Annotated in this window: 22 protein-coding genes, 1 tRNA gene and 1 pseudogene; 9 read left to right on the top strand and 15 right to left on the bottom strand. The window is 60.6% G+C overall.

Annotation, left to right across the window (positions count from 1 at the left end):
* Positions 1-92 precede the first annotated feature (92 nt).
* From BN1969_RS05160 to BN1969_RS05145, 4 genes are all read right to left on the bottom strand, one after another.
* Positions 93-1,385 carry a TRAP transporter large permease gene (locus BN1969_RS05160; protein ID WP_050623328.1) on the bottom strand — a complete coding sequence of 431 codons (1,293 nt, stop codon included), beginning with the start codon at positions 1,383-1,385 and terminating at the stop codon, positions 93-95.
* The gene (locus tag BN1969_RS05155; protein ID WP_050623327.1) at positions 1,385-1,945 is read right to left on the bottom strand and encodes a TRAP transporter small permease; all 561 of its coding nucleotides are present in this window, start codon (positions 1,943-1,945) and stop codon (positions 1,385-1,387) included. Before BN1969_RS05155 ends, BN1969_RS05160 begins: the two co-directional genes overlap by 1 nt.
* A gap of 199 nt (positions 1,946-2,144) precedes the next feature.
* Positions 2,145-3,005 (bottom strand): shikimate dehydrogenase family protein, encoded by an 861-nt coding sequence (locus BN1969_RS05150; RefSeq protein WP_050623326.1) that lies wholly within the window; start codon positions 3,003-3,005, stop codon positions 2,145-2,147.
* Between the two features lie 61 nt (positions 3,006-3,066).
* Positions 3,067-3,906, bottom strand: a complete 840-nt coding sequence (locus BN1969_RS05145; RefSeq protein ID WP_050623325.1) for a sugar phosphate isomerase/epimerase family protein — start codon at positions 3,904-3,906, stop codon at positions 3,067-3,069.
* Positions 3,907-4,656: 750 nt separating this feature from the next.
* Here BN1969_RS05145 and BN1969_RS05140 point away from each other — a divergent pair.
* Positions 4,657-5,583: a hydroxymethylglutaryl-CoA lyase gene (locus BN1969_RS05140; RefSeq protein WP_336454703.1), complete on the top strand. Its 927-nt coding sequence runs from the start codon at positions 4,657-4,659 to the stop codon at positions 5,581-5,583.
* Positions 5,584-5,737: 154 nt separating this feature from the next.
* On the opposite strand, the gene BN1969_RS05135 is transcribed toward BN1969_RS05140, so the two are convergent.
* Both BN1969_RS05135 and BN1969_RS05130 read right to left on the bottom strand, forming a co-directional pair.
* Positions 5,738-6,958 (bottom strand): dicarboxylate/amino acid:cation symporter, encoded by a 1,221-nt coding sequence (locus BN1969_RS05135; RefSeq protein WP_050623324.1) that lies wholly within the window; start codon positions 6,956-6,958, stop codon positions 5,738-5,740.
* Positions 6,959-7,087: 129 nt separating this feature from the next.
* Positions 7,088-7,648 carry a manganese efflux pump MntP gene (locus BN1969_RS05130; protein WP_050623323.1) on the bottom strand — a complete coding sequence of 187 codons (561 nt, stop codon included), beginning with the start codon at positions 7,646-7,648 and terminating at the stop codon, positions 7,088-7,090.
* A gap of 351 nt (positions 7,649-7,999) precedes the next feature.
* Between BN1969_RS05130 and BN1969_RS05125 the strand changes: the two genes are divergently transcribed.
* A tRNA-Leu gene (locus tag BN1969_RS05125) sits at positions 8,000-8,087 on the top strand.
* A gap of 589 nt (positions 8,088-8,676) precedes the next feature.
* Positions 8,677-8,898, top strand: a complete 222-nt coding sequence (locus BN1969_RS05120; RefSeq protein ID WP_050623322.1) for a hypothetical protein — start codon at positions 8,677-8,679, stop codon at positions 8,896-8,898.
* 70 nt (positions 8,899-8,968) lie between these two features.
* Here BN1969_RS05120 and BN1969_RS05115 read toward each other — a convergent pair whose 3' ends face one another.
* Complete coding sequence (locus tag BN1969_RS05115) at positions 8,969-12,505, bottom strand: S-layer homology domain-containing protein (RefSeq protein WP_050623321.1); 3,537 nt, start codon at positions 12,503-12,505, stop codon at positions 8,969-8,971.
* Positions 12,506-13,054: 549 nt separating this feature from the next.
* Here BN1969_RS05115 and BN1969_RS05110 point away from each other — a divergent pair.
* Positions 13,055-14,698 carry a Na/Pi cotransporter family protein gene (locus BN1969_RS05110; protein ID WP_050623320.1) on the top strand — a complete coding sequence of 548 codons (1,644 nt, stop codon included), beginning with the start codon at positions 13,055-13,057 and terminating at the stop codon, positions 14,696-14,698.
* A 53-nt stretch (positions 14,699-14,751) separates the two neighbouring features.
* Here BN1969_RS05110 and BN1969_RS05105 read toward each other — a convergent pair whose 3' ends face one another.
* From BN1969_RS05105 to BN1969_RS05075, 8 genes are all read right to left on the bottom strand, one after another.
* A complete protein-coding gene (locus BN1969_RS05105; protein WP_050623319.1) occupies positions 14,752-14,994 on the bottom strand; it encodes an RNA-binding S4 domain-containing protein in 243 nt (80 codons plus the stop codon).
* 59 nt (positions 14,995-15,053) lie between these two features.
* Entirely contained in the window at positions 15,054-15,329 is a 276-nt protein-coding gene (locus BN1969_RS05100; protein ID WP_050623318.1) for a non-specific DNA-binding protein Hbs, read from the bottom strand.
* Positions 15,330-15,406: 77 nt separating this feature from the next.
* On the bottom strand, positions 15,407-16,195 hold the full coding sequence (mazG, locus tag BN1969_RS05095; RefSeq protein WP_050623317.1) for a nucleoside triphosphate pyrophosphohydrolase: 789 nt from the start codon (positions 16,193-16,195) through the stop codon (positions 15,407-15,409).
* Between the two features lie 41 nt (positions 16,196-16,236).
* Positions 16,237-18,048, bottom strand: a complete 1,812-nt coding sequence (locus tag BN1969_RS05090; protein WP_242850280.1) for a putative polysaccharide biosynthesis protein — start codon at positions 18,046-18,048, stop codon at positions 16,237-16,239.
* A gap of 33 nt (positions 18,049-18,081) precedes the next feature.
* Positions 18,082-19,386, bottom strand: a complete 1,305-nt coding sequence (locus BN1969_RS05085; RefSeq protein WP_050623315.1) for an amidohydrolase family protein — start codon at positions 19,384-19,386, stop codon at positions 18,082-18,084.
* Positions 19,387-19,454: 68 nt separating this feature from the next.
* Positions 19,455-19,589, bottom strand: coding sequence for a hypothetical protein (locus BN1969_RS18845; protein WP_272867221.1), 135 nt, complete (start codon positions 19,587-19,589; stop codon positions 19,455-19,457).
* A gap of 8 nt (positions 19,590-19,597) precedes the next feature.
* Complete coding sequence (locus BN1969_RS05080) at positions 19,598-20,422, bottom strand: purine-nucleoside phosphorylase (protein WP_050623314.1); 825 nt, start codon at positions 20,420-20,422, stop codon at positions 19,598-19,600.
* Between the two features lie 10 nt (positions 20,423-20,432).
* On the bottom strand, positions 20,433-20,825 hold the full coding sequence (locus BN1969_RS05075; protein WP_050623313.1) for a zinc ribbon domain-containing protein: 393 nt from the start codon (positions 20,823-20,825) through the stop codon (positions 20,433-20,435).
* A 349-nt stretch (positions 20,826-21,174) separates the two neighbouring features.
* Here BN1969_RS05075 and BN1969_RS05070 point away from each other — a divergent pair, with 349 nt between their 5' ends.
* From BN1969_RS05070 to BN1969_RS05050, 5 genes and pseudogenes are all read left to right on the top strand, one after another.
* On the top strand, positions 21,175-22,197 hold the full coding sequence (locus tag BN1969_RS05070) for an FAD:protein FMN transferase (protein ID WP_050623312.1): 1,023 nt from the start codon (positions 21,175-21,177) through the stop codon (positions 22,195-22,197).
* The gene (locus tag BN1969_RS05065; RefSeq protein WP_050623311.1) at positions 22,194-22,568 is read left to right on the top strand and encodes a NusG domain II-containing protein; all 375 of its coding nucleotides are present in this window, start codon (positions 22,194-22,196) and stop codon (positions 22,566-22,568) included. Before BN1969_RS05070 ends, BN1969_RS05065 begins: the two co-directional genes overlap by 4 nt.
* Complete coding sequence (locus BN1969_RS05060; RefSeq protein WP_242850279.1) at positions 22,549-23,067, top strand: Gx transporter family protein; 519 nt, start codon at positions 22,549-22,551, stop codon at positions 23,065-23,067. Before BN1969_RS05065 ends, BN1969_RS05060 begins: the two co-directional genes overlap by 20 nt.
* Positions 23,068-23,194: 127 nt before the next feature.
* Positions 23,195-24,406: pseudogene (locus BN1969_RS05055) on the top strand (NAD(P)/FAD-dependent oxidoreductase); the annotation flags it as partial.
* Between the two features lie 571 nt (positions 24,407-24,977).
* The gene (locus BN1969_RS05050) at positions 24,978-25,970 is read left to right on the top strand and encodes a tRNA modification GTPase (RefSeq protein ID WP_077138700.1); all 993 of its coding nucleotides are present in this window, start codon (positions 24,978-24,980) and stop codon (positions 25,968-25,970) included.
* Positions 25,971-26,075: the final 105 nt, after the last annotated feature.

The following is a 26,075-nucleotide window of genomic DNA, read 5'->3' as shown; positions in this document are numbered from 1 at the left end:
TTTGTTTCCTCCTCTTAAATGGTATGTTTTATTTGTTCACTTGCCCGGCCGGCCAAGGGCCGGTCGGGTCAAGGGTGAACCGAAGTCAGTGGTCAGCGGCCCAACAGCGCCAGGCTGACCGGCTCCACATAAGTGATGAGAGCCAGGGCCAGCAGGAAGGAGATGATGAAGGGGACCGCCCGCTTGGCCACAGCCATGGGCGGCTCCTCCGCCAGGTTTCCGGCCACGAACAGGTCCAGGCCGAAGGGAGGCGTGGCCAGGCCGATGGACAGACAGCACACCAGGATGACGCCGAAGTGGACGGAGTCCACGCCCAGGGCCTGCACAGCGGGCAGCAGGATGGGGGCCAGGATGACGATGGCGGGGCCGGTATCCATGACCATGCCCAGGATCAGGAACAGGATGACCAGGACAGACAGGACGCTCCAGGAAGTGGTGAAGTTGCCCACGATGAAGTCCTCGATCACCTTGGTGGCGCGGGTCAGGGACAGCACGCGGCCGAAAGCGGTGGCAAAAGCCAGCACGAAAGCCAGGCCGCCGTAAGTCTTGACAGAGCTGGCCAGGAAGGGGATCAGGTCCTTCAAAGAGATGGAGCGGTACACCACCAGGGAGACGAACAGAGCGTAGAACACGGACACGCAGGCCGCCTCAGTGGGGGTGACAATGCCGGAGTAGATGCCGCCCAGCACGATGATGGGGCACAGCAGGGCGAAGAAGCTGTCAGCAAACAGCTTCAGGAAGCCGTTGCCCCGCAGCTCGGACATCTTGGCGCGGATGCGCTGCTTGTCCTCGCCCTTGGTGATGCAGAAGATCACCGCATAGGCCATCATGAACAGGCCAATCAGGATGCCGGGGATGACGCCGGCCAGGAACAGGTCGCCGGTGGAAACGCCGGTGGCCAGGGAGTAGAGCACGAAGGGGATGGAGGGCGGAATGATGACGCCCAGGCCGCCGGCCACGGCGATCAGGCCGGCGCTCCAGCGCTTCTCATAGCCCATTTCCACCATGAAGGGGATGCACATGGAGCCGACGGCGGCGGTGGTGGCCGGGCCGGAACCGGAGATGGCACCGTAGAACAGGCAGGTCAGGATGGCCGCGCAGGGCACACCGCCGGGGATGTTTCCTACGAAGTAGGAGAAGAAGTTGAACAGCCGGCGGGAGATGCCGCCCTCTGCCATGATGACGCCGCCCAGGATGAACAGAGGCACCGCCAGGATGGGAGTGGAGTCAGCGCCGGACAGTGTGAAGTTGATCAGCTGGTCCACCGGTGCTCCGGCGTTCATAAAATACTGGGGGAACAGGGTACCCAGGCACATGGCCACGCCAATGGGCACGGACACGGCGATCGCGATCAGAAATACGATAAATACCATTAATGCTGCCATTAGTTCGCGCCTCCTTCCAGATCACCCTTGGCCGCGGCGGCTTCCTCGGCGGCGTCCGCCATAGCCTGCTCCAGAGTGGTCAGTTCCTTCTTATTGAAGTTCATGACATGAAGCACGATCTGCTGGATGCCGCGGATGAAGCCCAGGCCGAAGCCGATCAGCAGGCAGATGTACACAGCGGCCATGGGCAGCTCCATGGCGGGAGAGGTACGACCGCTGTTCAGGGCGTTTTGGATCACGGTGATGGATCCGTTGAAAAACAGCGCCATCACCACGGTGTTGATGAGATCGATCACGATGTTGATCGCGTTGCGGGCCTTGGTGGGCAGCAGGTCCACCAGCACGTTCACGCGCAGCATGTTGCCCTTGCGCATGGTGTAGGGCAGGGAAATGAACACGCTCCAGATCCAGCAGTAGCGGCAGAACTCCTCCGGCCAGGAAAGGGCGGCGAAGAAGGTTCTAGCGATGATCTGCAGCATGGTGATGCAGGAGATGAGGACCAGGAAAAAGACCAGGAAGGTCTCTTCAAAGTGCTCATCCAGCCATTTGATGACTTTCATGTTTTACCTCCTCTTTACTACTTACAACGTCTTTCACCGGGCTGTTCCCGGCGGCAGACATGTCCGGCGGGGGGCCGGACTGCTCCGCATCCCGATCTCTTCTCCCCCCGGAACGCGGAAATACCCCAATGCGTGGTTTCCTCCTCTCTCTCTTCTTGTCTTCTCATTCAAAACAGCGCACAGCGCAGATGGGGGGTCCTTACTTGCTCTCCGCCAGGATGTCCATGAGCTCCTTGCGCATGGCTTCCACAGGGGCTTTCTCGCCAGTCCACAGTTCGATCTGTGCGGCGCCCTGATACAGGGACATGCCCAGACCGTTGAGCACCTGGCAGCCCTTCTCCTCCGCGTTGAGCAGGAACTGGGTCTTGTCGGGGTTGTAGCAGGCGTCAAAATAGAACTGACCGGGCTGGATGTGCTCCACGGGCATGGGAGTCTGGCCGATGGTGGAGCCCATGCCGATGCCGCTGGCGTTCATAACCACGTTGCACTCAGCGATCTTGGCGTAGTCGCCGTGGTGGACCAGCTCAGCCACAGGGGCAAAGTTCTCGTTGATGTCCATGACCAGGGACTCAGCGCAGGGCTCATAGAAATCGGTGATATAGATCTTCTTGGCTCCGTGATAGGCCAGCACGCTGCACATAGCACGGCCGGCGCCGCCGGCACCGAAGCAGAAGAAGGTGGACTCCTCCACGTTGATCTTGCCCTCTTCCACCAGGGAGGTGTAGAAGCCAACGCCGTCGGTATTGTAGCCGATCAGCTTGCCCTCGGGGGTCTTGACCACGGTGTTGCTGGCGCCCATCTTCTTGCACAGGGGGTCCAGCTCGTCCAGGTAGCGCAGCACGCGGACCTTGTTGGGCTTGGTCACGGCGAAGCCGGCAAAGTTCATGTAGCGCAGGCCGTTGACCACATCGCCCAAGTGGTCCTTGTCCACCTCGGTGTAGAAGTAAAGCATGTTCAGACCGGCGGCCTCATAACCGGCGTTCTGCATCCGGGCGGCGAAAGACTGGCCCAGAGGTTTGCCCAGCAGGGTGATCATTTTGGTGTTGATGTCGATCTTCATAACGATCCCTCTCTCATTCTCTTCAAAAAAGTTTTATTGCGGTGATATCAGACGGCAGGACTCAGTCGATGCCGTGCTCCTTAAAGTAAGCCTTGGCAGTATCCAGGCAGCGCTTGGCATGGCCGGCCACACCCAGCTCCTCGATCCGCTTCAGGTTGGGCAGCTCGATGGACAGGGGGATCTCGGGCATCCCCTTCACCATGCCGGCGATGTCCATGGCACCCTCTCCGGGGTACAGGCGGCCCTCACGTGCGGTGAAGAGCATCAGCTCGTCCTTGATGTTGTCCAGGACGGGGTCTCCGTCGGGCCCGGCGGGGCCGTCGCACAGGTGGATGAAGTTGAAGTATTTGGGATCGGTGCGGGCCAGCTCGGCACCGGTGACACCGGCGCGGCCGGCATGGAGGGTGTCCACCATGATGTACAGGTTGTCCGCCTTCACAGTGTCCACCAGCGTGATGGCCTCCTGGAGGTTGCGGACACCGGCCCAGGGCAGGAACTCCACGTTATACTTCAGGCCGTACTTCTTGGCCATCTCGGCGATCTTGGCCACCTGATCGATGTAGTAGGCCTTGTCCCGGGTCCAGATGCTGCCCAGCACGTCGGTGGCGCCCAGCTCGGCTGCCTTCTCAAACGCGGGGTCATACTCGTTGATGTCCAGGTCGGGGCGGACGCGGGCCAGCTCGATGTCCATCACGGGCATGTCGTACTCCTTCAGAGCCTGGCGGGTCTCCTCGAACAGCTTGGCGTCCTTGTGGAGCAGGAACTCCGGCTCTCCGGGCAGGTGCATCGGGATGGTGCGCAGGCTGACGAAGTCATACCCCGCCTCCTTGGCGATGCGGATCTGGTCCACAGGGGCGGTACCGGGGATGGTCAAATAGGCCAACGAAAACTTTCTGGACATACTGCATTCCTCCGAATTCTAATATCATATTGTATTCGGTCCCGCAGGGGCCGTTTCCCGGCCTTTGAGCTGGAGGCGGCGGGAACATCCGTCCCCCCTGCCCGTCCGGGCCGGCACGCCGATGGCTGCCATAAAAATAAACAATCCCGGCGGCAAACATGAGGAGAGGGCACTGGAAATATCACCCTTGTGGCACTATCACCAATTCCCTCTTTTCGTTGTCTCCCATTTTATTTCAAAACTACAAATTCGTCTACTGCGAACTCTTCATAATTTCATCAATACTTCGCATGCTTTACCCGCTTCTCATCCCAATTTATTGTTCCATTTGTATAGTTTTACCCTATCAAAATTGTGCACCCATACAGGAACCTTGGTTTTTTTAAGGATTTGGACATGCAAATTTTTCGATTGTGCAAATCGCTCAACTTTATTTAAGCTCCCCTATTTCTCCATGATGTCTGACGATTTTCCCCCTTTGGGGCCCTCCAAGCCCCTCCCGGTCCCGCTTCCAGGCCGCCGGCAGCCCCAGGGCAAGGGGCGCGGAGCTCTTTGACGGTCCGCCGCCGCGCCTCAACCATCGAAATTTTCCATAGTTTAATGTAAAACTTATATTGGAATAATGGAGACCAATACAGTATGATAATCGTATAAGATGCTAATGAATGTTCCGGCATCCGGCAGGCGTTTCGCACATTTTCCACAAAACCCCGCCGCCGTGCCGGCATTATCAAGGAGGTTTCCCCAGCTATGATGAATCTACCCTCTGAAATCACCATCTGTGAGGTGGGCCTGCGCGACGGCCTCCAGAACGAAAAGACCATCGTCTCCACCGAGGATAAGCTCTCCCTTCTGCGGGACTTGGTGGACGCCGGCTTCCCCGTGATCGAGGTCGGCTCCTTCATGCACCCCAAAAAGGTGCCCCAGATGGCAGATACGGATGACCTGTTCAAGGCTCTGGTCAATGAATTCCCCGGCGTGGAGTTTCGCGCTCTGATCCCCAATCTGCGGGGCGTCCAGCGCGCCGCGGACTGCGGCTGCAAAAAGGTGAAGCTGAATGTCTCCGCCAGCCGTGAGCACAACCTGAAGAATCTGAATATGACTCCTGAGGAGAGTGTAGCCGGTTTTGCCGACTGTGTCAAGGCCGCCGCGGAGCACGGGATCGAGGTCTCCGGCTCCATTTCCATGCCCTTCGGCTCCCCCTGGGACGGCCGCATCCCTCAGTCCGAGATCGACTCCATCATCGATGCATATCTGGACGTGGGCATCACCGAGATCTCCCTGTCCGATACCTCTGGCATGGGCGTCCCCAACCAGGTCTATGAGATGTGTTCCCATGTCCACACCAAATTCCCCACTGTCTCTTGGTGGCTCCACTTCCACAACACCCGCGGCGTTGCCATGGCCAATATCATGGCCGCCATGGAGGCCGGCATGACCCGTTTTGACACCTCCTTTGGCGGTCTTGGCGGCTGTCCCTTTGTCCCCGGTGCTGCCGGCAACATCTCCTCTGAAGATGTGATTCACATGTGCGACGAGTCCGGTATCACCACCGGCATCGACGTGCGCAAGGTGATGGCCATCTCCAGAAAGGTGCAGACCATTCTGGGCCACACCACTGACAGCTACCTCCTGCGGGCAGGCTGCTCCAGCGACCTGCTCCAGACGGTCAAGTAAGGGGACCCCTGTTACTTTCGCTTCCTGTCTTCTTATTCTCTTCTCCACAACGCCCGGCCTGTGTAAACAGGCCGGGCGCTGTGGTTCCAGCCCATTTCCGGAACAAAACAGCGCGCCCCGGGGAAACTCCCCCCGGCGCGCGCTGTTTTTTGTGTCAGGCCAACGGATTTCCAGGTGCCTCCTGAATGTTGTGCTTCTTGGCATATCCAGTGAGCATCAGGGTCAGCGCCCCGTCTCCGGTGATGTTGCAGGCGGTGCCAAAGCTGTCCTGAAGCGCAAAGATGGTCATCATCAGGCCGGTGCCGTCATTGTCGAAGCCCACTACGCTGATGATCAGGCCCAGGGAGGCCATCACCGTGCCGCCGGGCACGCCGGGCGCCCCCACCGCAAAGACACCCAGCAGGAAGCAGAAGAGGATCATTGTGGGCAGGGAGGGCAGCTCACCGTAGAGCACCTTGGACACCGTCATCACGAAGAACACCTCGGTGAGCACTGAGCCGCACAGGTGGATGTTGGCAAACAGGGGGATGCCGAAGTCCACCATGTCCCGGCGCAGCACCTTGGATTTCCGTGCTCCCTCCAGGGCCACGGCCAGGGTGGCCGCGGAGGACATAGTGCCCACCGCGGTGAGGTAGGCGGGCCCGTAGTGGCGCAGGACCTCCCAGGGCTTCTCCCCGGAGTAGAGCCCCGCCAGCAGATACAGAACTGCCAGCCAGAGGTAGTGTCCCACCATCACGATCAGGATCACGATGAGGAAGACGGGCAGCTGGCGGGTGATGCTGCCCTCATAGGCCAGCCCGCAGAAGGTGCCCGCGATAAAGAAGGGCAGGATGGGGATCACCACCCGGGAGACCACCGCCAGCACCACCCGCTGGAACTCCTCCAGCACCTGGGTGATGACCTTGGCCCTGGTCCAGGTGGCCGCCAGGCCCACCAGCACAGAAAAGACCAGCGCGGACATCACCGACATGACGGGCGCGATGTCCAGGTTGAACAGCAGCTCCGGCGCCTCCCTCAGCCCCTCCGCCGCCGACTGGATGGACAGGCCGGGGATGATGGCGTAGCCGGCCCCCATTGACATCAGTGCGGCGCATACTGAGGAGGTATAGGCCAGTGCCAGCGCCAGGACCAGCATCCGGGAGGCATTGCTCCGCAGACGGGTGATAGACGGGGCAATAAAGCCGATGATGATCAGCGGGACACAGAAATTGATCAGTGAGCCCAGCAGGTTTTTCAGCGTCAGTACCACCTGCATGATCGTGCCGCCCACGTCGGTGCCTCCGATCCACAGGTCCGCAGAGCCCAGACCGATGATGATGCCGATCACCACGCCGATGATCAGACGGACGGGAAGACTGCTCAGTATTTTTTTCATACTCTCCACACTCCATTTCCCAGTTCAGAAGCCGCCCCGCCTTCACACAGCACGCGGAGCGCCGCTGTCAGGACCACTATACCACATTATGCTTCCCTGTACAAGAATGGAGCCTGTCTTTCTCTCCCCTCAGCCAAGGAACCCCAGATGCTCCAGCAGGATCTTGCTCCCCATTAGGACCAGGATCACCCCGCCGGCAAGCTCCGCTTTGCCCTGGAAGCGGTCCCCAAAAGCTCCGCCGATATACACGCCCGCCGCCGACAGCAGGAAGGTGATGACACCGATGCAGGAAACGGCCGGCCCGATCTCCACCCGTAGAAAGGCGAAGGTCACTCCCACCGCCAGTGCGTCGATGCTGGTGGCCACCGCCAGGGGCAGCATGGACCGGGGGCGGAAGGAGCTGTCCACGTGCTCTTCCCCGCCCCGGGACTCCCGGATCATATTCGCTCCGATCAGCCCCAGCAGGAGGAAGGCGATCCAGTGGTCGACTCCTGCGATGATCTCTTGAAAGCGCACCCCCAGCAGATAGCCCAGAAGAGGCATCAGCATCTGAAAGCCGCCGAAATAGATTCCTGCCGTCACGGCGTGGCTTCCCCTGACCCGCCCCACCGAAAGTCCCTTGCATATGGCCACTGCAAAGGCGTCCATAGACAGTCCTACCGCAATAACAAACAATTCCCACAGGCTCATATTGTGGTTCCTCCTCACACGCAGCCGGTCCTCCCCGACCCTGGAACGGGCAAAAGAAAAGACCTATCTGTCCCCACGACAGATAAGTCTCATCGTTTCATGCAGAGCCAGGAGGACTTTCCTCCAGTTTGTTGACTCTGCCGCGCGGCGCGCCGACTACTCCCTTATATGTTTATCTAGCTTACCACGCGGGACCACGCTCTGTCAATCATTTTTATTGTACTGCTCCTCTCTTTATGCACCCATCTTTTTTCATTTCGGCTGACGTTTTTCCGCAAAAAGTGTTGACAGCAGGACCAAGTTATGCTAATATATCACCTGCACTGAGCGTTTTCTGTGTGCCGCCAATATGCGCGAGTGGTGGAATTGGCAGACTCGCTAGATTCAGGTTCTAGTGTGCATTACGCACGTGCGGGTTCAAGTCCCGCCTCGCGCACCAAAAAGAAAGACACGACTTTTGTCGTGTCTTTCTTTTTGGGTGCCGCTCCCTTTGGCATTTCGATGCCCTGTCGGTCAAAGCCCTCCCTGCGCAATTGTTTAGTCCTGCGGACCTGCGAATTTACGGCGCATCAGCGCCGCCGGTCAGAAGACCGGTCTGACATCTCTATAGCCCAGATTTTAACCGGCCCCTCCACGTCGGAGCAAGTTTTGTATCGCTTGCTCCGACTTATTTTATAAGTCAGGGTACGCTCGTTTTGCTGTCCTTTCTTTCCCACTGCATCCCGCTTCGTCGGGCTCGCAGTGGGCGGGGCCGGCCTGCGGGCGGTATTCCCCGACTGTCTCATCAAGAAGGAAGGTATCTGCGTCCACAGATGCCTCCCTTTTTGCGGGGTCCGATGTCCTCATCGGGCCGTATCCCAGCACTCCCCTCAAAAAATGCCCGTGAGCCCTGCACAGGCGGGGCAAAATGAGCACAGTTTTGCTTTGCTTCCATAATTTGTATTGAAACGTCTCACAAAATAACTTTTCCCTCCGGTTTTGAGCAGGTCCGGATCTGCCGGGCCCAGTCAAGACAGGAGGGAATTTTTATGGCAAGGGGACAAACGCAGTATTATGGACTGAATCAATGGGAGGCTGCGGACCAGGTGCTCCAGACGGAGTTTAACGCGGATAATCAAAAGATCGACGGGGCGCTGAAAGCCATGCGAGATCTGATCGTCAGCCCCAGTGTTCTCAATGTGGTGCTGGATAAGCTGCGCGCCGACATCAACGCCCTGTCTTCCCGGGGGGAGAAGCTGGAGGGGAAGTGAGAGAGCCCCCCGGAGCATTTGCTCCGGGGGGCCGTCAATTGCACTTTACAAGATAGTTATCTAATTATGATTAGAAACCAATCGTAAAGCCCTCGCCCTCTACCTTCATGGCAATAGACGCACTGGCACAGTAAATATTTTTTATATTGTCAGGGCCATTGAAGGTGCAGCCCTCAACGGTCAGGACACCGGACAGGCCATCAACATTCATAGCATTCATAGTGCCAGAATAGGTGAACTCACAGTTCTTGACGCTGCCCTCGCCACCATTGAACCAGATACCGGAGTACAGATCATCGAACACGCAGTTCTCAATCACAACCTCGCTGCTACCGTTTACGGTCAGACCATGCTGGCTTGCGGTCTTACTGCCCTTAAAGGTGATGTTCTTGATAGTCACCTCTCCACCGGCAATCAGCAGGCTATCCTGGCTTGAACCATCAGCAGCGAACATCCGGGTGTTCTCAGAGCCGATGATGGTCAAATCACGATTGATCTGATTGTTGCTAGTGGTCAGCTGGTAGTTGCCATCGGCCAGATAGATGGTGTCCACATCAGTGTCGGCCAGAGCGGCGGCCAGTTCATCGCTGGTGGTGACTTCGGTCGCACCGGCGGCCACCTCGACCTTAACAACGACGGTGTTCTTGGACTTGCCGTCCTCGGCAGTGATCACAGCCTTCAGATAGAAGGTGCCCCAGCCGGCGACAGACTCAGTCTTTGTGTTGTCATAGGCGGTCCAATCGTCATCAGCAAACTGGGTGGCATTTCCAACGTACAGAGCAACGGAGGCATTGGGATTGTTGGCGGTCACATCAAAGACCACTTTGCTGCTGGCCGCAACAGTGCTGGACAGGCTGATCTCATAGTCTACGCCGTCCTCAGAAGACGCCTCGGTAACAGGCTTTTCTTTGACCTTAATGGACTTCACAGAAGCGTCATCAGAGAAGACAGGGGCCTTCTCCAGCCAGATGTAGACCAGCTCGGCGTACTCCTCATCCTCCTCGATGACAGAGACATAGGAGATCATGCCGTCGTCGTCCACACCCTCAAACATGTCGTTGATGTCGCCGTCGTCGATGACCAGCTTATCCTCATCGCCGTTCTTCTTATAGGTCTGCTCCACCACGACAAAGATGGTCTCGCCGTCGGTGTCGTACTTGACCTGTTTGTCCTCGGCGTAGTTGTGATTGTCGGTGATCCAGAAGGCGTCATGGGCGACCTCGGTCACAAACTCGTTGTCCAGCTTCACGGGCCGGATGGCGGTGAAGTAGCCGTCGTCGTTGCTCTTGACTGCCTTGTACAGCACGCCGACCTCCAGGACCTTGTTCACCTTGCTGGTATCCTTGACCCACTCGCTCTTGGCAGCATCCCACATCTGGACCGCGTCATAGGCCACGGTGATGGTCTGCTTCTGGCCGTTCACATAGGCCTTGCTGTACTCCCAGAAGTCCTCGTCCTTGTTCAGGGACTCACGGGTCTTATCGGTGAGCATGAAGTAGGTGCTGTTCTCGTCGTAGATCTCGCCATTGACGATGAAGACCACCTCGGCGGTGCGGCCGTCCTTGACATAGGCGATGTCGGCGTCATCCACGTTGGGGACCTCATCATAGCCGGTGTAAGCCACGTTGTTGTCTACGTCCACGAAGATGGTATCCCGGTCCACGATGATGCTGTTGGCACCGGTCTCGATGTAGGCCTTGCCGTTGTGGATCTGGACACCGGTCACGGTAGTCTGAGTATCCACGGTGTCATAGCAGAGATGATCGGCCTCGGTGAGGGTGTACAGGCCGGCGTCATTGACGGTGTAGGCGAAGACATGCTTGTCGATGTTGGTGCGGACCTTCTGGATCTGGTCGCTGGGACCGTAGTCGGTACCGTCGTCCTTCACCCACTTGATGTCGTAGTCACCGTTATCAGACTTGACGTAGTCGTTCTTCAGCTCCACCTTGGAGGAGGTGCCGTCCTCCAGGACCACCTTAGCGACCCAGTCGCCCAGCTCCTCGTCGGAGTCCTCCACGTACAGGTACTGGTCGGGGGACTGGTCAGCCAGAGCATAACCCAGAATGTATCCCTCGGGAGTCAGGTACAGAGTGTAGTTCTCGTTCAGAACGGGGTGAACATTCTTTCCCTCGTCCAGATCATAGACGTTGTGGTTCTTGCTGGCGTAGGAGTATTTGTTGCCGTCGATGCGGACATAGCTGTCGTCGTTGTCGTTGTTGGCGCTGTTGGATTCAGCGTCTTTATCCACGCGGGTGACCTCACCGCTGACAGTCTCGGGGGCCATCAGCTCGCAGATGTAGAAGTCCTCGTCGTCGTTGTAGTCCACGGTGAAGACAACATAGTCGTCCTCCTCGAAGTCAGCGGTAGCAAAGGTGCGGTCGTCCAGCTTAGCCTCGGAAGACAGAGCACGGACATTGATGGTGCCCTCGTCTCCGTCCACCTTGGAGACCTCGCCCAGGTAGTAGTTGATCTCCACCACGGTCACGTCCAGGGTGTAGTCATCGATGTACACCTCTACGACAGCGCCCTTATCGGTGTAGACCCACTTGTCGTCCTCGTTCTCAGTAGGAATGACAGCTTCATCCTGCTCCTCACCGTTGATGAAGGCAGTCCAGGTGTACTTGTCGTCGCCCTTGGTGTCGTTGCAGACGGTAGAGCCCAGATCGTCGTACACGGCCTCTTCCTTGGTGTTGGCGGTATAGACATAGTCGGGAGTGTTAGGGACAGTGATGATTTCGTTCTTATCCAGCATCCGGACCTTGTCGGCGATCAGGCCGCCGTTCTCAGTCAGATACTCGTCCTTCTGAGTGGTGCCGGCGTTGGTGGGCACGTTGTAGGAGCCAGTGCCCCAGGTAGTGCCGGGACGGCCATAGATGGTCTCGGTGTCGGTGCGGTACACCAGGTCGAAGTTCTTGTAGCCCAGGGTCTGCAGGTAGTTGAACTCCAGGGAGTAGATGATGCCCTGGTTCTCGTTGTAGTACACACCCAGCAGCTCGTTGTACTGGACAGGCACAGTCTTGGTCAGGGCGTTGAACACCAGCTCAGCCACGTTGTCGCGGGTCAGCCCGGCGTTGGCGGTGAGCTTCAGGTCGCCGTACAGGCCCAGAGCGGTGCCCTTAGCGGTGGCGGCCAGCATCCAGTCATTGCCGAAGTCAGCGGCACTCTGGAAGTAGCCCAGGGCGCGGCACAGCATCAGCACGGCCTGCGCGGTGGTCACGGTGGCGTTGGGGTCAAACTTGCCGTCGCCCACGCCGGCCACGATGCCCAGGCTGGAGCACAGGTTCACATAGCCCTCCGCCCAGGCGGGGACGTCGGTGAACACGCTGGTCTCCGCGAACTGGTTGACGTTCACACCGGCACCGTACAGCATGGTGCAGATGATGACCGCCATCTCGGCGCGGGTGACTACGTTCTCGGGGCCGAAGGACCCGTCCTCGTAGCCTTCGAACATGCCGATGGCAGAGGTGACCGCCACGGCATCCTGATTGACGATCTCGGCCTTGTCGGTGAAATCGTCGATACCCTTAGCGCTGGAACCCACGACCATCATGCCCAGGAGCATAACGGAAGCCAGAGCCAGGCTGAGAGCACGCTTCAGGTTTCTCATTGGATATTCCTCCTTTTTATATTGACAAAAGTCGCTGTTTTCTGACAAACCGGGCCTTTTCCAGAACATTTCGACCCACTATGCCTGTACAACACTTCTGACACAGGAGGAATTGGTTATAAAAAAGGGGAGATCAAGGGAAAAATCCCCGAGATTACGCCTAAAAAGTTTCCCTGGTAGACATTTGGTAGACACATGAAAACAGAAGGGGCAGCAAGGCCCTGAAACTCCAGGCCACCGCCGCCCTTTTTTGGTAGACTTTTGGTAGACATTTCGCTTTTCTACCCCAGTGTGCGCATCTCGCAAAACAGTCCTATGCTCCGGCTGTCAAATTTTGTCCAAGAATGGTATTGACACTGGGAAGCCTTCCCCCTTATAATATCATTGCAGAATATTCCGGTATTGAACATGGTCTTGATGTGGAACCCTGTTGGTACAGTTTTCAAGCATAGCCCGCGCCGATCATCTTATGATGTGGGTTATGCTTTTTCCATGCCCTTTGTTTCGCTCCTCTCGGCGGAAGCTGTGTTGATTGAAGGAGGAATCCCTATGTCTGTTTCAGGCCTTCTGAGTCTTTTGGGCGGTCTCGCGCTGTTCCTGTACGGCATGCAGATGATGAGCTCCGGCCTGGAGGCCGCTGCCGGCAGCAAGATGAAGCTGATCCTGGAGCGGCTGACTGCCAACCGTTTTCTGGGCGTCCTGGTGGGCGCGGGCATCACCGCCGTGATCCAGTCCTCCTCCGCCACCACAGTCATGGTGGTGGGCTTCGTCAATTCCGGGATGATGACCCTGAACCAGGCGGTCTGGATCATCATGGGCGCCAATATCGGCACCACTATCACCGGACAGCTGATTGCTCTGGACGTGGGCGCCCTTGCCCCTCTCTTCGCTTTCATCGGCGTGGCCATGGTGGTCTTTGTCAAGATGCCTAGGGCCCACCACATCGGCCAGATCATGGCCGGTCTCGGCGTGCTGTTTATCGGCATGGAGATGATGAGCTCCTCCATGATGCCTCTGCGTGACTCCCAGGCCTTTGTGGACCTGATGACCAGATTCTCCAACCCCCTGCTGGGCATCGCCGTGGGCGCCCTGTTTACCGCCCTGATCCAGTCCTCTTCGGCCTCAGTGGGCATCCTCCAGGCTCTGGCCACCAGCGGTGCCATCAGCTTTTCCAGTTCTGTGTTCATCCTCTTTGGCCAGAATATCGGTACCTGTATCACTGCGGTCCTGGCCTCCATCGGCACCAGCCGCAGCGCCAAACGTGCTACTATCATCCACCTGATGTTCAACATCATCGGCACGGTGCTCTTTACCATCCTCTGCATCCTGTTTCCCTTGGCCGATCTGGTGGCCTCCTTTACCCCTGATGCGCCGGCTGCCCAGATTGCCAACATGCACACTATTTTCAATATTGTCACTACCCTTCTGCTGCTTCCTCTGGGCAATCAACTGGCCAGCCTGGCGGTGCGTATCCTGCCCGAGCAGCCGGAGGAGAACCGGGACGAGATGCACTTGGAATACCTGACCCCCGTCCAGGTCAGCAGCAAGGACGGCAACCTGGGCGCCTCCGCTATCCACATCGGCCAGCTGCAGCAGGAGCTGGATCGGATGCTGGATATGGCCCAGGACAACATCGAGACCAGCTTTGACGCGGTGCTCAGTCGGGACAGCAGTCTTCTGACCAAGGCCGAGAAGATGGAGAGCTACTTGGATTTCCTCAATAAGGAGATCTCCAAGTATATCTCCCGTCTCATCACCTATGAGACCAACGAGCAGGGTTCCAGCATCGTCAGCAGCTATTTTACCATCACCGGCAATATCGAGCGCATCGGCGACCACGCCATCAACATCTGCGGCTACTCCAAGCTGCTGGAGGAACGGCACATCCAGTTCTCCGCCCAGGCTCAGGAGGAGATCTGCCAGATGCGGGACATCTGTCTGGAGGCGCTGAACGCCCTGCATCAGCGGGAGGCTGGCGACCTGCTCTGGCTGACGGACGTCTCTGCTCTGGAGCAGCGCATCGATGACATGACCGACCTGTTCCGCAAGGATCAGCTGGAGCGGATGAAGGCCGGGACCTGTTCTGATGAGGCCTGTATCCTTTACTCTGAGCTGCTCACCGACTTCGAACGCATTGGCGACCATGTCCTGAACATCGCCCAGGAGATGTCCAGCATCCGGGAACACAGCTGAATGACAAAAGCGCGCCGCCCCTGTTTTTGGGGGTAGCGCGCTTTCTTATTTCTCTAAAGGATCTCCCAGTACATAGCGGCCGCTTCGGTCTTGCCCATGTGCTCTGCCACTACCAGCACCTCCACCTTGACCGTTCTCTCTCCGAACCGCAGCTCCAGCACATCCCCCTCCTTTACGTCATAGCTGGCCTTCACCGGCCGTCCGTTTGCCATGACCCGGGCGTTGTCACAGGCCTCATTTGCCACGGTCCTCCGCTTGATCAGGCGGGATACCTTCAGCCATTTATCCAATCGCATCGTACTCCTCCATGGAGAAAAGGGGGTGCCGGAGGCACCCCCTTTTTCTATAATCCTGCTTACTTGGAGACGGCGTCCTTCAGGGCCTTGCCAGCCTTGAACACGGGAGTCTTGGAGGCGGGGATGGTGATGGTCTCCTTGGTCTGGGGGTTGCGGCCGACACGCTCGGCACGGGCCTTCACCTCAAAGGCGCCAAAGCCGACCAGCTGGACCTTCTCGCCTTCCACCAGAGCGCCGGTAATGGCGTCGATCATGGCGGTCACGGCGGCCTCCGCGTCCTTCTTGGACAGCTCAGCCTTCTCAGCCACGGCATTGATCAGTTCGGTCTTATTCATTGTGATTTCCTCCTAAAGCATGTTTCGGCGCCTGTGCGCCAGTCTTTTGAATAATATTACTTAAAGCTTTTCAGCCTTTAAGCCTCATCCTGCTTGGCCTGCTGCCACAGCTCCTCCAGCCGGTGCAGTCCCAGGCTGTCCAGCGGCCGTCCTCCGGCCAGCTCCTCCACCCGCCGGAAGCGGCGGATAAACTTTTCACAGGTGCCGTGCAGGGCCTGCTCACTGTCCAGCCCTGCAAAGCGGCCCACCTTGACGGCGGCGAAGAGCAGGTCGCCCAGCTCCTCCTCCACATTGGCCCCCTGTTCCACGGCCTGGCGCAGCTCACCCATCTCCTCCTCCGCCTTGTCCAGCGCCGGCCCCATCTCCGCCCAGTCAAAGCCCGCCTTTCTGGCCTTGTCCTGGATCTTCTCCGCCCGCATCAGGGCAGGCAGGGATCTGGCCACGCTGTCCAGGGTGTCGGCAGCGGTGCGCTGCCCCTTCTCCTCCCGCTTCTGGGCGTCCCAGGTGTTCAGCGCCTGGCCGGAGTCCCGGGCGTCCACTGTGCCAAAGACATGGGGGTGTCGGAACACCAGCTTTTTGCAGATGCCGTCCACCACATCGTCCAGGGTGAAGAGCCCCTCCTCCTCCGCCATTCTGGCGTGGAAAACCACCTGGAGCAGCACATCCCCCAGCTCCTCCTTGAGGTGTCCGGGGTCCTTCTCGTTGATGGCTTCCACCGCCTCATAGGCCTCCTCCAGCATGTTCCGCCGGATGCTCTCGTGGGTCTGCTCCCGATCCCAGGGACAGCCGCCCGGCTGGCGCAGCAGCGCCATGATCCGGTTCAGGTCCTGGAAGCTGTATCGTTCCATACTTTGAAAATTTACCACAGTTTCTCATCCTCTGCAAGGTATTTTCACTAGAAATCAGCTCATAGCCTCAAAATTTTCGCGATTTTGTCCCCTTTGGGCATGAGGGAGAGGTCCTCCCGGGAGATAGCGCGGAGAGCCACCACCAAAACCGCATAGATGATGACCGCGATCAGGATGGCTCCCATCACCGCGATCCCGTTGCCGGTCTTCCCCAGGGTCTGGATCGTCTCCCCCGCCTGGGTGACCTCCTCATAGCTGAGCAGCTTGGACAGCAGGCCGTACACCGCCCAGGCCCCCAGCCCCATCACGCCCGCCGCGGCTGCCGGCTTGGCCAGCAGAGGCAGGTAGTCCGGCCGGCCGTGGATCACCCGGGCGATGACCACCAAGTCCAGTACCATGCACAGTCCGAAGCAGAGCACATTGCCCACTGGTGCCCCGGAGATGCCGATGGTGGGCACAGCTACCAAGTTGTAGTTGGTGACGATCTTCACTACGCCCCCCAGTGCCATGATGACCACTGGCAGATTGATGAAGCCATGGGCCTGGAGGACAGAGTTGCACACCAGCATCAGGCAGACGAAGATGGAGGCGATGCCCAGGGTAGACAACAGGGGCCCCGCCACAGAGGCGTCCAGCTCCGGAAAGATCAGTCGGATGATGGGGGTGCCCAGCACGAAGAGTCCCACCCCCATAGGGAAAGCCAGCAGAGCCGTGATCCGCAGGGCGGAGCCGGTGATCCTGGCCGCCCCCCGGCGGTCCCGCCGGGCCAGGGCCGCGGAGACTGCGGCGATGACCGAGGCGGTGATGGCGGCCATCAGGGAGAGGGGCAGGTTATAGATGGTCAGTGCGCCGCTGTAATTCCCATAGAGGCTACGGCTGATATTTTCCGCCGCCAGCTCCACCGCCCCGTAGAGCTGGGAGACCGCCTCCGCCGCCGCGCCGGAGCTCACGGCCTGCTGCCAGGCGTCCCGTGCCGCCTCCAGGGGGGCGAAGTCCACCACCTGCTGGTACAGCGCCCAGCTGTCCGGGTCGGAGATGAGCACCTTCTGGATCTGTCCCTGGACCAGGGCGGAGTCGATGACGGTGACGATGCCCACCATGGAGGAGCTGATGGTGATGGGGATGGCGATCTTCATCAGGGTGGACAGGATGCGCCGGGCGGAGTCCGGAGCGTCCTGGGTGTCCTTCTCCTCCCGCATGCGGGTGGAGACGAAGTTGAAGATCATATAGGCCAGGGCCAGGATGGTGCCCACCGTGACGCCGGTAATGGCCCCCGCCGCCGCCACATGGCTGGGCTGGCCTGCCCGCACCAGCCAGTAGGCAAGCCCCAGTCCGATGACCAGCTTGCACAGCGCTTCTAGGATCTGGGAGACCGCGGTGGGCGTCATATTCCCGTGGCCCTGGGCATAGCCCCGGAAAGCGGACAGGCAGCCCACGCAGATCACCGCTGGCGCCAGCGCGCGGATGCCCGCCGCCGCAAGGGAGTCGTGCATCATGCCGGCCAGCTGCTCTGAGCCAAAATACATGATCAGGAAGGATACCACACCCAGGGTCAGGAAGGCTGCCAGGGACAGGCGGAACACCTTGTGCACCTGGTTCTGCCGCCCCAGGGCGTTGGCCTCCGACACCATCTTGGACACCGCCACCGGCAGGCCGGCGGTGGAGATGGTCAGCAGCACTGAGTAGATGTTGTAGGCGTTGTTGAAATCGGCGCTTCCCTCGCTGCCGATGATGTTGACCAGCGGGATCTTATAGAACAGGCCGATGACCTTTACCACCAAGATCCCCATTGCCAGGATGGCGGCTCCTCCAAAAAATGTATTCGGTTTGGCCGCTGCCATTCGGCGGGGCGCTTGGTCTTGTCGGGTCATAGTGTATCCTCCTCAATTTGTGAGACTGGGTCCTCACCCGAAGATCAGCGGGAGGGCGTAGTGCTCCACTTCCCAGCGGACCCGCTCCAGGTCCAGGGTGAGAAAGCTCCCCTTCTCATATATGACCTGTCCCCGGGCCATATTCATCTCCACATTAGAGCCGTGGGCGGAAAAGACCAGGTCCTCCACCGGGTCGTGACAGGGGATGAGATTTGGGGCGGAGAGGTCCACCAGGATCAGGTCCGCCGTCTTTCCCGGGGCGATGACCCCGGTATCCCTGCCCAGGACCCGGGCGCCGTTGACGGTGGCCATCTCCAGGGCGGCCCAGGCACTCACGGCCATGGGGTCCCGCTCCACCCCGTTGTGCAGGACGGCGGCCAGCTTGATATCGGAGAAGAGATCGGCACTGTTGTGGGAGGACATGCCATCGGTGCCCAGGGCCACGTTGACTCCCGCCCGCATCATGGCCGGGATAGGGGCCACCCCGGAGCCCAGCTTCAGGTTGGACCAGGGGTTGTGGACACAGGAGATCCCCTTCTCCGCCATGAGAGCCCAGTCCTCCTCCGTGGTGTAGACGCAGTGGGCCGCCAGGGAGCGGCCGCAGTCCCACACCCCGCACCCGTCCAGGGCCTGGATGGGGGTCTTGCCCCACCGCTCCAGGCTGGCCTGGTGCTCCGACTGGGTCTCAGAGACGTGGACGTGCATCCCCAGTCGGTGCTCTGCGGCGTACTCGGCCATCCACCGCCACAGAGGGGGATTGGAGGTGTACTCCCCGTGGACCGAGGCGTCCACCAGGATCTGGCCCGCCCCCGCCCCATGCCACTCCTCTGTCAGGGCGGCCTGGTTCCGGCAGTCGCCGCAGGTCTCGGGGGAGAAATCCTCTGGCGCGCCGAAGTACACCCCGCCGCAGGACAGGTTGGCACTGATGCCCGCCTCCAGGATCTGCTCCGCGATGGTCCCGGTGTGCATATACATATCAGCTACACAGGTGACGCCGGAGGCGATCATCTCCGCCAGGCCCAGCCCGGTCCCCGCCGCCACCGCCCGGCTGTCCAGGCGCGCCTCGGCAGGAAAGATATACTGGTTGAGCCAGGTGTGCAGGTCGCATCCCCCGCCGTAGCCCCGCATCAGGGTCATGGGCAGGTGGGTGTGGGCGTTGACAAAGCCGGGGAGGAGCACCTTCCCGGCGCCGTCCACCACCCGGTCAAAGGTCCCCTCGGGGGGCTCGGTCCCCACGGAGGCGATCTTCGTCCCCTCTACCGCCACATAGGCGTCCTGGATCACAGGGATTTCCCGGTCCATGGTGACGGCGGTGACATGCTCAAATAGGGTCGTCATCTTTCCTGTTTCCTCCTCGTCCATGTATGCGCCTCGGTACGCCGCTTTTGTCCGCTCTTCCCCAATCCTTATACGATGGCATTATGGATCAAACCGCCTGCCTGGACAATGGCATCGGCGATCTGCATCCCGGCGATGATAATGGCCCCACCGATGATGACCGCCGCGATCACGACTGCGATCAGATCAAAGTGATGCTTCATTTGTCTCCTCACATCTTCCTCAGGCAGGCCCGGATCAGCCCCGAGAACTTCTCCTTCGCCGCCTCGGCGGCGTCCAGCACCTCCCGCTCGGAGAGGGGCTGGTCCAGGATGCCGGCGGCCATGTTGGACAGCAGGGTGATCCCCAGCACCTCCATGCCGCAGTGTCCGGCCACGACGACCTCCGGCGCGGTGGACATGCCCACTGCGTCACCCCCCAGGATGCGGGCGGCCCGCACCTCCGCAGGGGTCTCGTACTGCGGGCCGTAGCAGTAGAAGTAGACCCCCTCCCGCAGGGTGAGGCCCTGCTCCTGAGCGGTCTGCCGGGCCAGCTCCTGCAGGCGGGGCGTATAGAGCTTGGAGGCGTCTGGAAAACGCACTCCGAATTCCGGCAGGTTCTCCCCCCGCAGGGGTGACTGGGAGAACAGCTTGATGTGGTCAGTAATGAGCATCAGGTCCCCCGCCTGCCAGCCCGTATGGACGCAGCCGGCGGCGTTGGTGACGATGAGGGTGTCGCACCCCAGCAGCCGGAGCACCCGGACCGCGTAGGAGACCTCCTCATAGGAGTAGCCCTCATAGTGGTGCATGCGGCCCTGCATCACCGCCACCCGCTGGCCCTCCAGAGTGCCGAAGACCAGCCGGCCCTTGTGCCCCGGGGCGGTGGAGGATTTGAAATAAGGGATCTCGCCGTAGGGGACCGTCACCGCCCCCTCTACCTGGTCCCCCAGGTAACCCAGGCCGGAGCCCAGGATCATAGCCACTTTGGGCGCGAAGCCGCCCAGCCGGGCGCGGATGGCCTGGGCGCTCTCTTCATACTGTTGGAATGTGAAGTCCATCTCCGTCTCCTTACAGAGGGGCGCCGCAGCCCCGGCAGTATTTGTCCTCTTTGCCGCAGGAGGCGCCGCAGGCAGGGCAGGTCCGGCTCTGGCGCAGATCGGAGATGCGGGCCTTCACCTCTCTGATCTTTTCCGAGACCTCGTCCGCCCGCTCCAGAAGGCCGGCCACGTCGGCACTCTCTCCGCCCTGGCCCCTGTGGGTGTCGTACATCACCTGTCCCAGCTTTTTCAGAATGTCCGAGAACTCTCCGTTCAGGTCAAAGAGCTGGACGTTCAGCTTGGCCACGTCTACCATCTGGCCGGCCTTCCGTCCGGCCACCCGGGCGGTGTCCGCCGCGGTGTCGGCGGCTGCGGAGGCGGTGTCTCTGATGCGGTCCAGCAGTTCTTTTACCTTGTCATCCATAGATGTTCTCCTCCTGACAATAAAATGATACCCTAGTTTACACCAAATCGAGGAAAAAAGCAACGACAAAGGGGCCCCGCCCCTTGAAAAGTCCAGCCTCCCGGCACGCTCCGCCCCCTGCCCCGGAGAGAAAAGACGCCCTCTCATCCCCTGCGCATGCGCGGGGCACCTCCCCTCCACGGAAAAGGTATTTCAGGTCCACCCCTCAGCATTTCCGTCCAGGCGGCCCCTGCTCCTCCGATCTATGGCTCTCCATATCTTTTTCAATTTTTCATGACAAAGCCCCGGCCATATGTTAAAATAATAATCACTGTGTATGCAGAACATCCCGATCTTTGGAGGTAACGCTGTGCACTCTGTCCGATTCTTGTTCCTGCCCATGGTGCTGTCCCTGCTGCTGTCCGGCTGCGCCCAGACCAGGGAGACCTCCTCTACCATATTTGCCATGAACACCGTGATGGAGCTCACCGCCTATGGTGACAGCGGCCAGCAGGTGCTGGACCAGGCTACGGAGAGGATCTACCAGCTGGAGCATCTGCTCTCCGTTACCGACGAGAACAGCGACATCTCCGCCATCAACCATGGGGAAGGGGCCTGGGTCCCGGTCTCTCAGGAGACCTTTCAGCTGCTCTCCCTGGCCCTCTCCTATGGCCGGGAGACCCAGGGGGCTCTGGATATCACCGCCTACTCCGCCGTTCATGCCTGGGGCTTCACCACCGGCGAGTACCGTGTCCCCGGACCGGAGGAGCTGGCGGAGCTGGCCGCCCGCATCGACTACACCCAGGTGGAGCTGGACCCGGAGGGCTGCCGGGTCCGCCTGCCCCAGGGGATGCAGCTGGATCTGGGCTCCATCGCCAAGGGCTGGGCCAGCGATCTGCTGGCGGAGCTGGCCGGCGGGGAACCCGCCATCTTCAATCTGGGCGGCAACGTGCGGACCGCAGGGGACAAGCCGGACGGCTCTCCCTGGCGCATTGGCATCCAGACCCCGGAGGCGGGGAGCTCCGGCTACCTGGGGGCCCTGGAGCTCACCGGCAGCCAGGCGGTCATCACCTCCGGCGGCTATGAGCGCTACTTTGAGGAGGACGGCCAGACTTACTGGCACATCATGGACCCGGAGACCGCCGCTCCCGCCCGGTCCGGCCTGAAGAGCGTCACCATCGTCTCCCCTCTGGGGGTGTACTGCGACGCTCTCTCCACCGCCGTGTTCGTCCGGGGGGCAGACTGGGGGGCCGATTTTTGGCGGACCCATCAGGACTTTGAGATGGTGCTGGTGCTGGAGGACGGTTCCCTGTGGGTCACTGCCGGTCTGGCTGGTTCCTTCACGCTGGCAGAGGACTATCAGGACCTGGAGGTGACGGTGATCCAGCTATGAAACGCACGAGATTCTGGGTAGGCGTGCTGGCCGCCGCCGCCCTGCTGTCCGTCGGCGCCATCCTCCTGCTGGGCCGCTGGTCCGGGGGCGGGCACATGGCCCGTATCTATCAGAACGGTGTCTTGATCCGGGAGATCGATCTGGACAGTCTCTCCGCCCCTCTCACCTTTACAGTGGAGTTCCAGGGACGGACCAACACCATCACCGCCCAGCCGGGCCGGATCAGGGTGGAGTCCGCGGACTGCCCGGACCAGGTCTGTGTGGACCAGGGATGGATCTCCGACGGCACCGTCCCCGTGGTCTGCCTGCCCAACCGGCTGGTCATTCAAATCGAGGGAGGAGGGGATGGTCTTGACTCCGCCACAGGATAAGCGCCCCTCCCAGGCCCGCCGCCTCACCCGGGCCGCCCTTCTCACCGCCATCGCCCTGACCATCTTTCTGGCTGAGGCCCAGCTGCCCCCTCCGGTCCCCATCCCCGGCATCAAGCTGGGGCTGGCCAACATCGTCACCGTCTACGCCATGTTCGTCCTGGGGCCCCGGGACACCCTGCTCATCCTCCTCTCCCGGATCTTTCTGGGCGCGGTGTTTTCCGGCCAGATGATGACCCTGCTGTACAGCCTGGGGGGCGGCCTGCTCAGCTATCTCGCCCTGCTCCTCCTGCGCCGGGTGCTGGGCCGGGGCCAGCTCTGGGTCAGCAGCCCCCTGTCCGCCGTATGCCACAACCTGGGCCAGCTGCTGGCCGCCGCCGCCATCGCCAAGAGCTGGGTGGTGCTGGTCTATCTCCCTTATCTGGTGCTGGCCGGGCTCATTACCGGCACCCTCACTGGCCTGTGCGCCCAACTGGTGGTGGGCCGCCTGTCCCGGAATTGATCTCCTTCCCTCCTGTTTTTGTCCAATTCCCTTTTCTTTTTCTCATTTCTGTGCTATCATAGATGTGTCTGTCCTGTTGGGCGGGCCTGCCATCTGTTTTCTACTACACTATGAGAGGAGCTCTCCCATGAACCCCATGTACGACGTCGTCATCCTGGGCTGCGGCGAGGCGGGCATCTTTGCCGCCTATGAGCTGGCACGCCTCCATCCCGACCTGAAGATCACCGCCCTGGACCAGGGGCGGGATATCTACCACCGCAGCTGCCCCATCGTGGCGGGCAAGGTGAAGGAGTGCATCCACTGCCCGGTGTGCGACACCATGTGCGGCTTCGGCGGGGCCGGGGCCTTCTCTGACGGAAAGTTCAACTTCACCACCCAGTTCGGCGGCTGGCTCACCGACTTCATGGACGCCCGGGAGGTGATGGAGCTGATCGACTATGTGGACTCCATCAACGTGGCCCACGGCGCCACCACCGAGTGCTTCTCCACCTCCACCCCCGAGGCCAGGGCCCTGGAGCGCCGGGCGCTGGCCTATGACCTGCATCTGCTCCAGGCCCGGTGCAAGCACCTGGGCACAGAGAACAATCTGCGCATCCTCCAGAACATCTATGAGGGGCTGAAGGACAAGCTGGAATTCCGGTTCAACACCCCCGTCACCCACATCGCCCGGGAGGGCGAGGATTTCCGCCTGACCCTGGGCAAGGGTGAGGAGCTCTCCTGCCGCTGGCTCATCGCCGCCCCCGGCCGCTCCGGCGCCGAGTGGTTCGCCGAGGAGTGCAAGGGCCTTGGCATCCACCTCATCAACAACCAAGTGGATATCGGCGTACGGGTGGAGCTGCCCGCCCAGGTCTTTGAGCACATCACTGACGTAGTCTACGAGTCCAAGCTTGTCTACCGCACCAAAGGGTACGGGGATCAGGTGCGCACCTTCTGCATGAATCCCTACGGCCACGTGGTGGCGGAGAACGTGGAGGGCATCAACACCGTCAACGGCCACTCCTACGCCGACCCCAAGCTGCGCAGCGAGAACACCAATTTCGCCCTTCTGGTGTCCAACCGCTTCACCCAGCCCTTTAACGAGCCCTACCGCTACGGCAAGCACATCGCCTCCCTGTCCAACATGCTGGCAGGCGGCGTGCTCGTCCAGCGCTTCGGCGATCTGGTGAAGGGCGTGCGCACCAACGAACACCGGTTAGGCAAGTCCTTCACCCGGCCCACCCTCACCGCTGCCGTCCCCGGGGACCTGTCCCTGGCCCTGCCCAAGCGGCAGCTGGATGACATCATTGAGATGATCTACGTCCTGGACAAGATCGCCCCGGGCACCGCCAATCACGACACCCNCGTGTGCTCTCCCGATCTATCCAGGGCGATGCTGATGGCCTCATACTCCTGTCTTTTATACCCATCTAGATGTGTATAAGAGCCACCCTCCGGCGTCCAGGCCGCCCGGCCCATCAGCCGCCGCATCTCCCAGCAGGTCTGAGCATCCCCTCACAGTCAGGACCGCCGTATTCGCCGCATGGCGGACACGGCGGTATTCTTTCATTTTTTCCTCGCTCTTTTTTCCGCTCCGTCCCTGTCCTCACTCCGCCCCCGGATTTTTTGACATGCGGATATACAGGGCGATGCATACCCCTGGAAACTGCCTCTCCCTCCTTCTTTTCCACCGCCGGGCGGGTTTTCCACAGTTTCCACAGGGTTTTCCACAGGGTGTTATGTTGACTCTCTGCTGTCCGTATGCAGCCCGGCGGTTTTCATAACGCCTGTCAAGGGATTTTTTCCTCCCAGTTTGCACAAAAATATTTTTTGCAGGAACCGCTGCNGGGGCTCCCTCCTCCCCCCGGGGGCCACACGGGGCGGGCCGGGGGGTTCCCCCCCGCCGTGCCTTTCTTAACGGCCGTCTGGATCTGGTGCAGGCGGAGGCGGTGGGCGATCTGCTGGAAGCCTCCAGCCGGGAGGGGGCCCGCCACGCCGCCGGGCAGCTGTCCGGGGCCCTGTCCCGGCGGATCGGCGGCATCTACTCCGCCCTGGTAGACGTGATGGCCCACTTCCACGCGGTGCTGGACTACCCGGACGAGGACATCGACCCCTTCCGGGAGAGCGAACTGGAGGTGGTCCTGTCCCGGCAGGCCGCCCAGCTCCGGGCCCTTCTGGCCAACTGCCGCCGGGGCAGCCAGATCCTCCACGGCCTGCGGTGCGCCATCGTGGGCCGCCCCAACGCGGGCAAGTCCTCCCTGCTCAACGCCCTGCTGGGCTACGAACGGGCCATTGTCACTGAGATCCCCGGCACCACCCGGGACACCGTGGAAGAGACCGTCACCGTAGGGGGCACCCTGCTGCGGCTGATCGACACTGCCGGCCTGCGGGACACCCCGGACCGGGTAGAGCAGATGGGCGTGGAGCGCAGCCGGGCTGCCATGGAGTCGGCGGAGCTGATCCTGGTGCTTTGGGACAGCTCCTCCCCTGTGACACAGGAGGACGGGGAGCTTCTGTCTCAGGCCATGTCTCTGGCCCCCACCGTGCTGGTGCGGAGCAAGTCTGACCTCCTCTCCGCCCCCCTCCCCCTCCTGTCCCTGGACCCCATGCCCCCTGTGGTGGAGCTGAGCGCCAGGACAGGACAGGGCCTGGAGGAGCTGGAACAGGCCATCCGCTCCGCACTGCCCCGACAGACCGGGGAGGAGGCCTATGGGGAGCTGCTCACCAACGCCCGCCAGGAGGAGGCGGCCTCCCGGGCGCTGGAGCGGCTGGAGGGCGCCCAGGCTGGACTGTCCGCCGGCGTCACCCCGGACGCCCTGCTTACCGACGTGGAGGAGGCCCTCTCCGCCCTGGGGGAGCTCACCGGCGCCTCCGTGCGGGAGGACATCACCGACCGGATCTTCCAGCGTTTCTGCGTTGGAAAATAAGCTGAGCGCGCGGACCTTCCGGTCCGCGCGCTGAGACTGTCGAAAAAGGCACAAGTGCCTTTTTCGACAAGAGGCTGCATGGCGTGCGGGACTCGATTTCTTTCG

The sequence above is a fragment of the Clostridium phoceensis genome (assembly GCF_001244495.1).
Taxonomy (GTDB): Bacteria; Bacillota; Clostridia; order Oscillospirales; family Oscillospiraceae; genus Lawsonibacter; species Lawsonibacter asaccharolyticus.
This window is presented reverse-complemented; position numbering and strand designations above follow the sequence as displayed.